Consider the following 14,078-nt stretch of genomic DNA (forward strand, 5'->3'; position numbering starts at 1 on the left):
ATTATTTGTATATTTTTATACATTTAATATATATCATGAAAAGGAGGTGTTCTTCATATTCGGTTTTGATATTGCTGATTTCTTTTCTTCATTCGATGCTGCAATTTGGAGATGTTTCTTCAGTTAGTTAATACATAGCATTAATTTCTTTAAAGAAAAAACAGGATGTAAATTATACATCCTGTTTTTCTTTTAAAAAACCTTTTCACTATCTAGTAATAAGGTAACAGGTCCATCATTTAATAAACTTACTTTCATATCTGCTTGGAACTGTCCTGTTTCAAAAGGCACATCAGTGTCCTTTAACTTTTCGATAAAACGATTATATTTCTTTTCAGCTTCACTTACACTTCCTGAAGCTATGAAGCTTGGTCTCATCCCTTTTGCACAACTACCATATAAAGTAAAATTCGGCACAATTAATAACTTACCACCTATATCTTGTACAGATAAGTTCATTTTACCTTCTGTATCACCAAAGATGCGAAGTCCTATAATCTTTTTAATAATATAATCCATATCTCTTTCTTCATCATCAGCTTAATGCCTACAAGCACCAATAAGCCTGCTTCGATTTCACCAATACATCTTTCGTCTACAACTACAGATGCACTAGAAACGCGTTGTACTACTGCTCGCATAATGTCCTCCACTCATTATGAAGACACACGAATGATTTCTAGTACATCACGTACTTGTAAAATCTTACGTGTTAACTCTTCTAATTGATAAATATCTGAAATCTCTATTTTTACATTAAATACAGCATTGCTCTTAGTTGTCTTAGCATTAAATGATTTAACTGGTAATTTCATATCTGTTAAAATCTTAGATACATCCACAATAATGCCCATACGGTCAAGACAAGTAATTTGAATTTCTGTAACATAAGTACGTTTAGTTTCTGCTGTTTGTTTTTCTTCAAGCCAGCTAGCCTCAATGAGACGTTCTTTCTCATCTTGTGGCATGTTGATAATGTTCACACAATCTTTACGATGAATAGAGACACCACGACCTCTTGTAATATAACCAATAATCTCATCTCCTGGAAGCGGTCCACAGCACTTAGAGAATCTAACGGCAATATCTCCTACACCTTTTACGATAATACCACTTGAATGACGTTTATTACGCTGCAGCACTTCACCTTCAGCTGTATTTGTTGTAACAATTTGCTGTGGTGATGGTAATTCTTTCTTGACTTTTAACGTTTCGTCAATAAGTTTTTGAATAACTTGACGTTCTTTCATGCTCCCATAACCAATAGAAGCACAAATAGCATCCCATGATTTCATACCATATCTACGATAAATTGTTTCTACTACGGCATGATCTGTTAAATATGAAAGATTATAGCCTCTTTGTTTTGCAGCAATTTCAAGTAATTCCTTACCTTTAACAATATCTTCGTCTTTATATTGTTTGCGGAACCATTGATTAATCTTAGTACGTGCTTGTGTACTCTTAACAATATTAAGCCAATCACGACTAGGTCCCTTAGCATTTTGAGCTGTTAAAATCTCAATACGATCACCATTCTTAATGACATAATCAAAAGTTACGATTTTGCCATTTACTTTGGCACCAATCATATGATTTCCTACACCACTATGGATGCTATAAGCAAAGTCAATAGGTGTTGAACCTGTTGGCAATGTCTTAAGTTCCCCCTTTGGTGTGAAAACATACACTTGATCTGTATAAATATCAAGGTCACCTTTAAGGCTTTCATGAATTCACGGTTATCGCTCATATCACGTTGCCACTCTAAGATTTCACGAAGCCATGTAAGTTTCTCTTCAGATTTATCACGAATAACGCCATCAGTACGTCCTTCTTTGTATTTCCAGTGTGCCGCAATACCATATTCAGCTGTACGGTGCATTTCTTCTGTACGAATTTGCATTTCAAATGGTGTACCTTCTGCCCCCATAAGTGTTGTATGAAGTGAACGGTACATATTTGGCTTTGGCATAGCAATGTAATCTTTAAAACGTCCTGGGATTGGTGTGTACATTTCATGAATTACACCTAAAACCCCATAACAATCTTTAACTGATTTAACAATTGCACGTACAGCAAATAAATCATAAATTTGATCTAATGTTTTATTTTTGTTAATAATCTTCTTGTAAATGCTAAAGAAGTGTTTTGGTCTACCCTCAATAACAGCATCAATTCCTGCTTCTTCTACCTTCATCTTGATTTGATTAACAATTTCTTCTATATAGGCAATGCGTTCCATACGTTTGCTTGCAATTTGACGCGCAAGATCGTAATAAACTTCTGGCTCAATGTAGCGCAGTGATAAATCTTCAAGTTCTGCTTTAATCTTACAAATACCTAGTCTATGCGCAATAGGTGCATAAATGTTAAGTGTTTCTTCTGCTTTTTCCTTTTGCTTAGCTGGTGTCATAAACTTAAGTGTTTGCATATTATGCAAGCGGTCTGCAAGTTTAATAATAACGACACGAATATCTTGTGCCATGGCTAAAAACATTTTACGGTAGTTTTCAGCTTGCATTTCTTCTTTTTGAAGTTCCTTATTTTGTGTTGTAAACTGCATTTTTGTTAACTTTGTAACACCATCCACCAAAAGTGCTACTTCTTTATTAAATAAACGTTCAATGTCTTCTAATGTATAATCTGTATCTTCTACAACATCATGTAAAATACCAGCAACAATCGATTCGATATCTAGTTCTAAATCTGCTAATGTATAGGCAACAGCCAGCGGATGAATGATATAAGGCTCCCCTGACTTTCTAAACTGCTCACCATGTGCCTTCTTCGCAAGTGCATAAGCATCTTCTACCATTTGTAAATTGTCAGAAGGGTGATACGAACGTATTCTTTTTATTAATTTTTCATAAATCTCATCCGGCATCTTAATCCCCCCTTATGTAGTGTTTTTAATTAATTCTTTATTCATTTTAATATTTTATATTATAGACACTTTATCTTCAAAATTCAATGCCAATATCCATAAACTTCTGATAACCAACACAAAAGTAAACTTTTCCTTTTTCTTCGCACTTTATGTGTTTCTTTACTCTTATAAACTAATTGTGCTTAATCTTCCTTAAAATATACCTATATAAATAGAAAGTGGACTAATGTCCACTTTCTATATTGTTATTAGTATTTTAAGATTGATTCTACATCATAATCTGGGATTAAGCTTCTACCGTTTAATCCTTCAAGTTCAATAAGGAATACGATTTTAACAACTTCTCCGCCAAGTTCTTCGATAAGATCGATCATTGCTTTAGTTGTTCCACCTGTTGCTAAAAGGTCATCTACGATAACTACTTTTTGACCTTTTTTAATTGAATCAATATGCATTTCAACTGTAGATGTACCATACTCTAAATCATAAGTTTTAGAAATACATTTGTATGGTAATTTACCTGGTTTTCTAACTGGTACAAAACCTTTTTTCATTTTGTAAGCTGTAGGCACACCAAAGATAAAACCTCTTGATTCTGGTCCTACTACTGTATCAAACTCTACACCTTCTAAATGTGAACAGATTTGGTCGATTGACTCAACTAAACCTTCTCCATCTTGGAGTAATGTTGTAATATCTTTAAAAAGAATGCCCTCTTTTGGGAAGTTTTCTACATCACGAATAAGCGAATGTAAATCCATTTTCTTTCCTCCTGTTTGCTATCATAGATTAAATTAGTTAAATTGACATATATTTATTATTTTTATGGCAAATTTCATTATAGCATATCCTTGTAATGTTAGTAAACGCTTTATAATTTTTTTTCTTTAAAAAATATGATTTTACGCATTATTTCTTAGGATTATTTTCTTTATATTTGGTAAAATATTTTTTCAAATATCTATACAGTTTTATTTTAATTATGATATAATGTAGTCGTTATTTATATTAATAGGAGTGTTGTCATGTCGGAAAAATTTCAAGTAGGCCAAATTATTGAAGGAACAGTAACAGGAGTTAAACCTTTTGGTGCCTTTGTTTCACTTGATGGAACAACTCAAGGACTCGTTCACATATCTCATATCACACACGGTTATTTAGCTGATATTAATGAAGCTATCAAAGTGGGTGACCAAGTGAAAGTTAAAATTCTTTCTATCGATAGTGAAAAAGGTAAAATTTCTCTTTCTATCAAAGAAACACAAGAAAAACCTAAAAACAATTCTAGACCTCAGAAAAAAGAGGCTCCTACTGAAGACTTTGAAAGCTTAATGAAAGACTTCCTTAAGTTCTCAAATGATCGTCAAGCGGATATCAACAAACGATTAAATCGCTAATCGTTTTTACATCAAGCGCACATAATTCACGCTGAAAATTAGATTCAAAAAAGGTGTATAAGCTTAGCTTATACACCTTTTTCACTACATAGGTTGATAACCAATTAAAGAGCGTACCACTTCACCAGCAATAATAAGCCCTGAAACAGATGTTACAAAGCACATTGAACCTGGAGTTTGTCTTCTTGCTGTGCCTGCACCACCATGTTTTAAACTTTGGTCTGGTTTAATTGGTGTTTCTGTAGAATATACTACTTTTAATTTTTTAACGTGTCTTGCTTTAAGTTCTTTACGCATTACTTTTGCAAGTGGACACACGCTTGTTTTGTAGATATCTGTAACAACAAGTTTTGTAGGATCTAATTTATTAGCAGCACCCATGGCACTGATAATAGGAATATTCATTGTTTTACATCTTACAATAAGATCGATTTTAGCTGTAACCATATCAATGGCGTCTACAACATAGTCATAATCTTTACTTAAAAGTTTATCTGCTGTTTCAGCAGTGTACATTTCTTCATATGCAATAACTTCTGCTTCTGGATTAATTTCTAAAACTCTGGCTTTCATAAGGGCTGCTTTAAATTGGCCTACTGTTTTAGATGTGGCATGAATTTGACGGTTAATATTACTAATACATACTGTATCATGATCAATTAATACAATTTTTCCTACACCTGCCCTAGCAAGTGCTTCTACTGTATAAGAACCTACGCCTCCTACACCAAATACAGCAACTGTGCTTGATTTAAGCTTATTGAGATTTTCTGTACCAATAAGCATTTCTGTTCTTGAAAATGCATGTAACATTACTTTACTCCTCTATTTTAACTTTTAGCTGTTTTATCGAAACTATTACCTCGTTAGTAAACTAACAAATTTCTTTTTTATACTATAAGATTTCTTTTAAATATGCAACTACTTATTTTAGACAAGCATTCACATTGTAACACTTTATAACATATATTATAGTGCAGGTTGTTCTATTATTTTTTATAAAAAGGAGAGAAAACTTATGTCCTTGTTTAGAATTTTATCTATTGATGGCGGTGGTATTCGTGGTATTATACCAGCAACACTCCTCGTTTACCTCGAAGAATGTCTTCAAAAAAATAGCAGCAATAAAGATGCACGTATTGCTGATTATTTTGATCTCATTGCTGGAACTAGCACCGGCGGCATTTTAACAGCCCTCTATCTTACACCAGATGAAAACAACCGCCCTCGCTACACTGCTCAAAATGCACTTGACTTTTACCTTAACTATGGACAGACTATCTTTTATAAAAGCTTTTGGCATACACTCATAAGTCTCAATGGCCTTTTAGGTGCTAAATACTCTCCAAAACACCTTAATGAACTCTTACAAAATATATTTGGTAGTTTACGCCTTAGTGAATTCTTAAAACCATGTCTTATTCCTAGTTTTGACATCAAGAACAATCGTGCCCTTTTCTTTAATCAAACGGACTGCCTCTTTTATAATAAAGATGACTTCTTTGTCCGTCATATTATTCGTGCCACCACTGCTGCACCTACTTATTTCCCTGTAGCTCAAATTAACTCTTGTGAAAATACATCTTTCAGCTTAATTGATGGCGGCGTTTTTGCTAACAATCCCGCCCTCTGTGCTTATACCGAGTGTCAAAAGTTAACAAATCATTATTTATCACCTAATGACATTTTAATTCTCTCTTTGGGTACAGGTGTTTCACACAAAAATCTTTATACACGTTTTTTAAACTCTGGCGGTGTAACACAATGGGCATTTCCACTTTTTGACATCTTATTGAGTAGTAATGCAGAGATTGTCCACCATAAACTTAAGGTCCTTTATGATGATGACCCACGTATTGATGATAACTATTTACGTATTCAAACTCACTTTGATAGCTATAATGTGAAAGAATTTTCTCTAGATAGTACCTCTTCATCTAATATACGTGCTTTACACGCTTTAGCCGAACTTGTTACTAATGACTACAAATCTAAAATTGATGACTTTAGTAAACGTCTTATAAGTGGCAAATAATCTTTTTAACAAAAGTACTAGTATGCCCACTTGAGGCTACTAGCACTTTTTGTTTTTTAACGTACATACATTTTTTTAGGTTTACGTCTTTTTCTCATCCATATAAAGAGTAGTACAATTACTATAATTACTATCGCTATTCCAATTCCCCATATGATATAAGAAGCATCTACTTTACTATTCATATTTTCTGTAGTAGCTGCTTCAATCTCCATGCTTCTACAGTACTTACTGGGCGATAATCTGATACCCCGCCTATACTATAGAGCTTATCATAAACGACTGCACTTCCCATGCCTTCCATACTTGTATAACTTAAGCGGTAAGGGCTTTCTTCCCAGCTGTCAGATGTCTCATTGTAAACAATCCCTGTTGCTGGAAAACTTATACCATCTGTCATAATATATAGCTTTTGCCCACCTCCATATACAGCATTATTATAGTCTACACCACTAAAAGATAAATCTCCTCCCTTAATTAATTCTTTTTCATTATATAGTTCTGTACTTACAAGAGCATTACCTGCTACATTATAACCTCCAGTAATGATTAAATAATCGCCTATACCACTTACAATAGGCGCATAACGGCCTTCATTTAACACGCCTACCATTTCCCAATTCTTTTCTTTACTGAGCTTCCATATTTCACTGCTTAAAGCAGCATTTCCTATATGCTCACCTTTAGGCAATCCGCCAATCATATAAACCTCATTTCTATAACTTACAAGTCCAGGATATTCCCTTGCACCTGGTATATTTTCATAAGCCCGTTCTTCCCATGCGTCTTCTTTAATATTATAGATATAATATAAGTTTTTAGCTTGGGTCTGATCAAAGGTTACCAATAACAGATTTTGTTTCAATGGTACCATTCTTGCCCCTTTTGCATAACTCTCTAAATAAGATGTCATCGGTAAATCTGCTAGTTGTGTCCATGTATCCTTTTTAGTATCATACATTAATAGGGCCTATTAGGGGTATAATCTTCTCTCATTCCCCCTGTTACATAAATCTTATGATCATGTACGCCACTGCCATATGACTAAGAGCTATTGGCATTGGGGTATGTTTTATAAAACTATAGGCCTTATTTTCTACCATCAAAAGCTGACTTGTTGTCTCTCCATCATAGCGGGTTAAACTAAACTCTCCAAGTCCTGTAAAGTCTCCCGTATATTTCGCCGTAATTTCCGTATCCGTCCAAGCCATCACATCTATGGCTTCACCATTTAAACCAATGGTACCTGGATTAATGCCAAAGAACTGACCTATGATTTTAATATTGCCATTATCGCCACGTATAAGCTTATGCATGACGGCATAAGGATTTTCTACAGCTCTTTTCATATCTACACGTCCACCAGAACTTACTGGTGCTGCATCAATATGGTTGACCCCTCCAATTACCCTATCTCTAATTTTCGCAAGTTCTTCATTTGGAAAAAGACGGCTAAGCATTGCCACTTCGCCACTAACAAGTGCTGCTGACATAGAGGTACCTTGTAAATAGCAATACTTACCTATACTTGCTCCAATGCCTATATCATCTAAATAGAGTTTCCCAACTTCCGTAATTCCTAGCGCCACAAGTCTGATTTTATCAATATCTACTGGTAGCTTAAAAGAAACACTTGTCCAATAATTATTAGCGCCTATATTAAAACTACCGATATTCTCCCATGTACCATTTTTATAACTTTCTACATAGCATGTAGGTATAAGCCCTGTATCATTTATAGGACACTGTGACCAGAAGCTTAAACCTAAATATTTTTCTTCTTGGCTAGCAGGCACTTCTAAAGTCATGCTATTGATTGCATTTTGACCTGCTCCTTCATATTGCATATCATTAGGGGTTACATTCAATTGCCATGCAAGAGCATGTTTTCCTTCAAAAGCCACTTCATCTGTAATCGTAATATTTTCACCTATAAAGCCTAACTTATTATCTTCAAAACCTAAGCGTATTACATTTTGATTACTAAATTCAGGCACATAAGCTTCTTTGCTATAAGTAGAAAGTATAGAAGTCCCTGGGCTAATACGTCTACTGTATACTTGCCATAATTTGAAAAACTGGCCATATCATCATTAGGTGTAGAGGCGCCCACTACAATTGTATAAGGTAAATTATAACCTGGTGGGAATATTTTATCTTTGTCTAAATCCGTACTGCTATTTCCTGCTGCACATACGGAAATAATTCCTGCTTCTCCTGCTGCTATAATGATGTCTTCTAATGCTTTAGGATTTTCCTTACTTCCCCATGCATTACAAATGGCCACTACATTTACACCTTGTTTTTTAGCATCCAATACATATTGATAGGCAGCAATTGCCTGACTTACCTTACTCTCTCCATTGGCATCTATATGTTTAAGTGCCATAATCTTGGTTTGGCGGCTCATACCTGCTATGCCAATTTCATTATTCACCTTTGCTGCAATGATCCCTGCACAATGAGTGCCATGTCCCACTTCATCCATAGGATCCACATTATCATCAATAAAGTTATAACCATATTCTCCTGGCAAGCTTGTTGTATTCTTCCACATATTGTCTATTAAATCTGGATGGGTATAATCTACCCCTGTATCAATGACGGCTACTACATTTTCTTTGAGTTCCTTATCTTTAATCCATAAACTTGTAATATTAATATTCACCGGAAGCTGCACATCATTATTATCTTTTCCTATTTGAGACAAAGTTCCATCACCTGCAATTTTATCTACAGCTGTATTGTTTTTTATATAACTTCCTTCACTATTATTGAGATACCACATATTAGACACATAAGGAACATTGGTTAAAGCCGTCATATAACAAGGTACATTACTTTCAGCATAAATAACACCCTGCACTTTCTCCAGCTTTTGAATAAGTCTTTGGGTATTTAACTTTTGAGACGTATAATGAACTAAATGAAATTTTCCTTCCTCTGCATTTTCAAATGTATACACACCTTGTATATGAAAACTTTTATCTTCAGGTGGCTCTCCCCCATATATTTAACAATTACATCTCCAGCTTGAACCTTCTCTATGCTCCCCATAGCCTTTGGTCCCATACTTCCTAGCACCATCAGTGCGCTTAAAATAATTGCCACTCGCCTTTTCATTTTCTGCCTCCTATATTAAACTTCACAAAGTAGTATGAATAGAAAGAACTAATAGTATGTATAATTTTTATAAAAGTGTTAATTACTAAATTATATGAGATTAATTATTTAAAGGAGATTCAAAGTGGCACAAGTAACAAAAGATATGATTATCGGAGAAATTCTCCAAATCGATGCTGGTGTTGCACCTATTTTAATGGAATCAGGTATGCACTGTCTTGGTTACCCATCTTCACAAATGGAATCTATTGAAGACGCCTGCGCTGTACATGGCATTGATGTGGATTCACTTGTTCAAAAACTTAACGATTACCTAAAAAACAATTAATAATTTATTTGTTTACACTTAGCTATTTTTACAACGTAAGTTACATCTTGCAAGCAAAAAATAAGGAGGAGACTATAACCCTTAAGCCATAGTCTCCTCCTTATTTAATATATTTCTATTTTTTTGAATGATTTTTGTCATAAAGCCATTTTATAACACCAATGACTAATGCCACAATTCCTATTATAGAAAGCCCTGCATAAAGCACAAAATTTCCTAAACTTGTAAGTGCACTTAAGCCTTGTGATTTAGTAGAATTTTCATAAATTGCTAATCCAAAAAATACAACACTCCATATAAAGGCACTGCTTAAAAAGATTTTATGTTTTTTCATACTTTCTCCTTACTGATTAAAATGAACTATTTGTAATATGTGTTGATAATACATAATAAGATTCTGGATAATGTGGATGTTCAAGCCCACCAAGCCCTGAGCTAATAATCCTAGCTTTAACTTTTTTATAACGGTCTGCTGTATCAAGTTCTATTACAAATCTTACTGCACTAATATCCCCTGCCATATATGCTGCTAATACTTGCATGAAATATTCAGGTTGTTGACATACTTTAAAGTCCCAACCACTTATAAGTCCACCATCGTACCTTGTAATCTTACAGTATGGCAGTGCTACGGATGGAATCTTAGCAATAGCTCCCTCTCTACTCGACTTAGACATCCCATAATTTTTAACTGAGATATTATCTAGTGAACCATCCCCATGACATTTACAAGTATACTTATAGCATTCATTGCGATTGCTCACAAGCTCTCCAAGAGCTTCAATTGTATCATCCATGCCAATAGTATCCATATCATAATCTACTATACCAAATTTATTTTTACAGCCTGTTAACTTCTCCCACTCTGTTTCGTAGTTATCAGCTATACTTACAGCCACTGATTTACCATAATGAGTGAAACCCCATGCTGACATTGGTAAATAAGGCACAAAGTCATCTTTATTTAGGATATTATAAATTCCTGCATAGCTACTGGCATTTTTTGCTGTCGTTGTATTAGGTGCTGCAAATGTATAAGCATAAACACATTTAGACTGGTCTACTAATTTAGCTCCTATAATGTTGGCAATTGCAGCTCCTCTAGAATGTCCCATTACCCAATAAGCCTTCTTAGCATTTGCATCTAACTGATGTGAATTTTCATAGCTCGTTAAGCATTTTAAAATACGTGTTGCCGCAATATCGAATCCCTTATGATTATTGGCTGTTGTCCAATCTGTATAACTAGATTTTTTAGTCGTTGTACCTATATCAAAGTTACTAGACCATTCTTGTATTGTTCCATTGGTTCCCCTTACAACAACGGCAACAATTTCTCTAGTTTGCCCATTATAAGTAACTTTGCGATGGCCTATATAAGCTTCTGATACATCTGAGTCACTATACTGATCCGCTAAGTTATATCTTTCGATTCCAGTAAGACCATTAGCACTCATAAACTGTTGAATATTTTGCCCTTCATAATTTGCTCCGCTATAGATGACTGTTGAATAAAGTGAAGAAATGGTACTAATCTTCTTGCTATAGCTTGTATTATCTTTGAAGAATTCTCTATAGTCCATAGTATAAGACACCTTAGAATCTGCAAAACTTGTATGTAATGTACCTGAAAAACCATTATTATTAGGATTTGAATCTTGACTATCTATTCTACCATCATAATCACTATCTACCGAAGAAGTGCTGTTTGTGCTTGCTACAGCATTTACGATTGCTGTTTGAGATGCGGCAGCCCTCAGTGTCATCTGGCTTAGTCTAGCCGCTTTATTTTCTACTCTGTCTCTTTCTGCATAGATTTTTCGCCCACTGTTTGGTTCTTCCCATTTTTTCTGATCTACTAATAAGTAAGTTGAAAAATGAGTCGTCTTATAACTTACTGTATTATTTTCCTTATCCACGATACTCTCTTTATCAAAAATCTTAAAGTGATTATTAGCTTCATCATACCATACAAGTGCTAAGTCTTCTTCCTTTGTATCTCCTAATAAATTTTCATCATATTTAAAAGTAATCGTTGCCTCCTCAAAATCTTGTTCAGATGTAATTTGTATAGGAGATCCCACAAGTCCTGATACTTTACTTGATAAAATATCTTCCCCATAAGTGTCTCTTACACTTACAACTTCATCAATGCTGCCTGCACATTTTAAACCAACTTCCACTCCTATGACTTCCTGCTTTTCATCATTGATGATTTCTTGGCTAAAAACTTGTTCTACCTTTTCTTCTCCATCTATAATACCATTGCCATCAGAATCTTTTACTAGTGGTTTAAAGCCTAATTTAATTTCATCTCCATCGCATAAGCCATCTTCATCCGTGTCTTTAAGCAACGGATTAGTACCATAGTTATCAACCTCTTCTCCATCTAATACCCCATCGCCATCTGTATCTTTATCCTTCGGATTTGTACCTAACTCATATTCCTTAATATTACTAAGCCCATCCTCATCTAAATCTTCATCGCCGTCTTGAATACTATCATCAACAGAATCCTTTAATAATGGTGACGTACCTAAAATCAAAACTTCATAACCATCTGGCAGGCCATCTCCATCTGTATCAGCATTATTAGGATTAGTTCCTAGAATGTTCTCATAATAATCCGGCAAATTATCTGCATCCATATCTTTTTCATAATCTATTGGCTCTTCATATACTTTACCAATTTGGCTCATTTCATAATGAGTAGGCACTGCTTGTTCATTTTTTGAGCTGCCTACAAAGCCTAATGTTAATGTCTGACTTGGTATAATCTCACCATTATACGCTTTGTTTTTAATTACATAGTGATTGTCTTCATGACTAATAATCTCAGCTGACCAAAAACTTTCAATCTCTCCTTCAAAATCAAATGCTAACACCCATTCATCAATCGTTTCATCTGTAGTATTTTCAATGATAATTTCTCCATTAAAGCCTTCTTGCCAACTCTCTGTCTTTTTAAATGAGGCAGCACACGTTACTGGGGTTACTTTTTCCTTAGCTGTAAGAAACGTATAAGTTTGTGGCGCTTTAGGCGCATCTATCCCAACCCCATTAAAACCAATATGTATACTTTCTCCTGCTGCAATACTCTGATTCCACCCTGTATTTTTAAGGATATAATGCCCCTCTTTATAACTAGCAATTTCTGCCCCCCATACATCACTCAGCTCACTCGGCAAATCAAATGCCAATGCCCAATCTTCTAAAGGCTCGTCACTGGTATTTTTCAAAATCAATTCACCATTATAGCCTCCCAGCCATTGATGATTCACTTGAAAATCCACTTCAAATCCTTTGCCCTCGTAAAGATTCGTCGCTAATTGATTACCTGTTGTAATACTTGTGGTCACATAATCTTTTACAGCGATGTCCCTACTTTCCACTGCCTGAGTTGATAAGGTACTCATAATAAGTGTTGCCGAGATTAAATAAGTTAGTTTTTTATTCATCAAAACATCTCCCCTTTATTTTGTTTCTCAAACTAATCTTATTATTTCCAGAATATATAGTCAATTGTTTTTTAATAAATTATTTGTTTTATTAAAAATATAAATAATAATATTTAATCTCCCATATTCTTAGGAAAATTTCACCACAAAAAAAGCACACACTACTAAGGATTCAAACCTTCTACAGTGTGTGCTTTCTTCACTCTTTAATTAATGAGCCATCTGGGACTCGAACCCATGACCCTCAGATTAAGAGTCTGTAATAACAAACTATATACAGCCCTTGAAACTCAATCCCTTTAGAATTTCAAAAATAATCATGCCTAATTATACTACTCCGCCTAAAATAAGTATAACCTCTTCAAAATGAAGAACACCATTATATCCAAACAAAATAAGCACATCCGTCCAAATTTAAAAAGTTCTTTCGGAGTGTGCCTCATAATTCCCCTTACAGGATTTGCTATAATTATTTGTTTTTTAATAATCTTATGTGCAACTACATCATACTGTTTTATGCAATAATATCTTTTCATAGCATATATTAATCCTTCTAAAAAAATATTAAATCTATTTTTTCTTTGAAATATATGGAATAAAAGAAAGGAAAAAACCCATTTCAATTCCTAATATTAATCTGTAAATAAGTATATTTACCCCACTAAGCATAGATGTCAAAATTATTTGAACTACACAAATAAAGACTATATAAAGTATTACTATTTTATAAGATTCTCTTATTGCTAATTTTTTCAAGATTTTTTGCGGTGTATTATTATTCTTATATATAAGAATACATATAAGATATGTAATACTAAGTACTATAAATTCTAAAGCATCATTCATT

15 protein-coding genes and 1 pseudogene are annotated in these 14,078 nt (G+C 34.1%); 3 read left to right on the top strand and 13 right to left on the bottom strand.

Going from position 1 to position 14,078, the window contains the following annotated elements; translation table 11 throughout:
• Positions 1 to 192: 192 nt before the first annotated feature.
• The 4 genes and pseudogenes from dtd to JCM14822_RS08400 all read right to left on the bottom strand — a co-directional run bounded on the left by dtd (position 193) and on the right by JCM14822_RS08400 (position 3,651).
• Positions 193 to 641: pseudogene (gene dtd / locus JCM14822_RS08390) on the bottom strand (D-aminoacyl-tRNA deacylase).
• A gap of 15 nt (positions 642 to 656) precedes the next feature.
• On the bottom strand, positions 657 to 1,655 hold the full coding sequence (locus JCM14822_RS21780) for a TGS domain-containing protein (protein WP_242861454.1): 999 nt from the start codon (positions 1,653 to 1,655) through the stop codon (positions 657 to 659).
• Positions 1,601 to 2,887, bottom strand: a complete 1,287-nt coding sequence (locus JCM14822_RS21785) for a RelA/SpoT family protein (RefSeq protein WP_242861455.1) — start codon at positions 2,885 to 2,887, stop codon at positions 1,601 to 1,603. Before JCM14822_RS21785 ends, JCM14822_RS21780 begins: the two co-directional genes overlap by 55 nt.
• Before the next feature lie 251 nt (positions 2,888 to 3,138).
• Positions 3,139 to 3,651: an adenine phosphoribosyltransferase gene (locus JCM14822_RS08400; RefSeq protein ID WP_054741435.1), complete on the bottom strand. Its 513-nt coding sequence runs from the start codon at positions 3,649 to 3,651 to the stop codon at positions 3,139 to 3,141.
• A gap of 264 nt (positions 3,652 to 3,915) precedes the next feature.
• Between JCM14822_RS08400 and JCM14822_RS08405 the strand changes: the two genes are divergently transcribed.
• On the top strand, positions 3,916 to 4,287 hold the full coding sequence (locus JCM14822_RS08405; RefSeq protein WP_054741437.1) for a CvfD/Ygs/GSP13 family RNA-binding post-transcriptional regulator: 372 nt from the start codon (positions 3,916 to 3,918) through the stop codon (positions 4,285 to 4,287).
• An 84-nt stretch (positions 4,288 to 4,371) separates the two neighbouring features.
• Here JCM14822_RS08405 and JCM14822_RS08410 read toward each other — a convergent pair whose 3' ends face one another.
• Positions 4,372 to 5,100, bottom strand: coding sequence for a tRNA threonylcarbamoyladenosine dehydratase (locus JCM14822_RS08410; RefSeq protein ID WP_054741439.1), 729 nt, complete (start codon positions 5,098 to 5,100; stop codon positions 4,372 to 4,374).
• A gap of 205 nt (positions 5,101 to 5,305) precedes the next feature.
• Here JCM14822_RS08410 and JCM14822_RS08415 point away from each other — a divergent pair, with 205 nt between their 5' ends.
• Positions 5,306 to 6,322: a patatin-like phospholipase family protein gene (locus JCM14822_RS08415; RefSeq protein ID WP_054741441.1), complete on the top strand. Its 1,017-nt coding sequence runs from the start codon at positions 5,306 to 5,308 to the stop codon at positions 6,320 to 6,322.
• Between the two features lie 56 nt (positions 6,323 to 6,378).
• On the opposite strand, the gene JCM14822_RS20935 is transcribed toward JCM14822_RS08415, so the two are convergent.
• Genes JCM14822_RS20935 through JCM14822_RS08435 form a run of 5 tightly spaced genes read right to left on the bottom strand, consistent with a single transcriptional unit; the run spans position 6,379 to position 9,445 of the window.
• Positions 6,379 to 6,537 (bottom strand): hypothetical protein, encoded by a 159-nt coding sequence (locus tag JCM14822_RS20935; RefSeq protein WP_172674793.1) that lies wholly within the window; start codon positions 6,535 to 6,537, stop codon positions 6,379 to 6,381.
• Complete coding sequence (locus JCM14822_RS08420) at positions 6,504 to 7,283, bottom strand: Kelch repeat-containing protein (RefSeq protein WP_054741443.1); 780 nt, start codon at positions 7,281 to 7,283, stop codon at positions 6,504 to 6,506. Before JCM14822_RS08420 ends, JCM14822_RS20935 begins: the two co-directional genes overlap by 34 nt.
• Positions 7,284 to 7,326: 43 nt before the next feature.
• Positions 7,327 to 8,319, bottom strand: coding sequence for a S8 family serine peptidase (locus JCM14822_RS08425; RefSeq protein WP_054741445.1), 993 nt, complete (start codon positions 8,317 to 8,319; stop codon positions 7,327 to 7,329).
• A complete protein-coding gene (locus JCM14822_RS08430) occupies positions 8,292 to 9,188 on the bottom strand; it encodes a S8 family serine peptidase (RefSeq protein WP_157047689.1) in 897 nt (298 codons plus the stop codon). The genes JCM14822_RS08425 and JCM14822_RS08430 overlap by 28 nt, the downstream gene beginning before the upstream one ends.
• A 56-nt stretch (positions 9,189 to 9,244) precedes the next feature.
• Positions 9,245 to 9,445, bottom strand: a complete 201-nt coding sequence (locus JCM14822_RS08435) for a hypothetical protein (RefSeq protein WP_054741449.1) — start codon at positions 9,443 to 9,445, stop codon at positions 9,245 to 9,247.
• A 124-nt stretch (positions 9,446 to 9,569) separates the two neighbouring features.
• On the opposite strand from JCM14822_RS08435, the gene JCM14822_RS08440 reads away from it, so the two are divergent.
• Entirely contained in the window at positions 9,570 to 9,773 is a 204-nt protein-coding gene (locus tag JCM14822_RS08440) for a DUF1858 domain-containing protein (RefSeq protein WP_054741451.1), read from the top strand.
• Positions 9,774 to 9,888: 115 nt separating this feature from the next.
• Here JCM14822_RS08440 and JCM14822_RS08445 read toward each other — a convergent pair whose 3' ends face one another.
• The 3 genes from JCM14822_RS08445 to JCM14822_RS08455 all read right to left on the bottom strand — a co-directional run bounded on the left by JCM14822_RS08445 (position 9,889) and on the right by JCM14822_RS08455 (position 14,077).
• Positions 9,889 to 10,107: a hypothetical protein gene (locus JCM14822_RS08445; protein ID WP_054741453.1), complete on the bottom strand. Its 219-nt coding sequence runs from the start codon at positions 10,105 to 10,107 to the stop codon at positions 9,889 to 9,891.
• A 16-nt stretch (positions 10,108 to 10,123) separates the two neighbouring features.
• The gene (locus JCM14822_RS08450) at positions 10,124 to 13,231 is read right to left on the bottom strand and encodes a cellulose binding domain-containing protein (RefSeq protein WP_054741456.1); all 3,108 of its coding nucleotides are present in this window, start codon (positions 13,229 to 13,231) and stop codon (positions 10,124 to 10,126) included.
• A gap of 570 nt (positions 13,232 to 13,801) precedes the next feature.
• The gene (locus tag JCM14822_RS08455) at positions 13,802 to 14,077 is read right to left on the bottom strand and encodes a hypothetical protein (RefSeq protein ID WP_054741458.1); all 276 of its coding nucleotides are present in this window, start codon (positions 14,075 to 14,077) and stop codon (positions 13,802 to 13,804) included.
• Position 14,078 lies beyond the last annotated feature (1 nt).

Source organism: Cellulosilyticum ruminicola JCM 14822 (assembly GCF_001311925.1).
Lineage (GTDB): Bacteria > Bacillota > Clostridia > Lachnospirales > Cellulosilyticaceae > Cellulosilyticum > Cellulosilyticum ruminicola.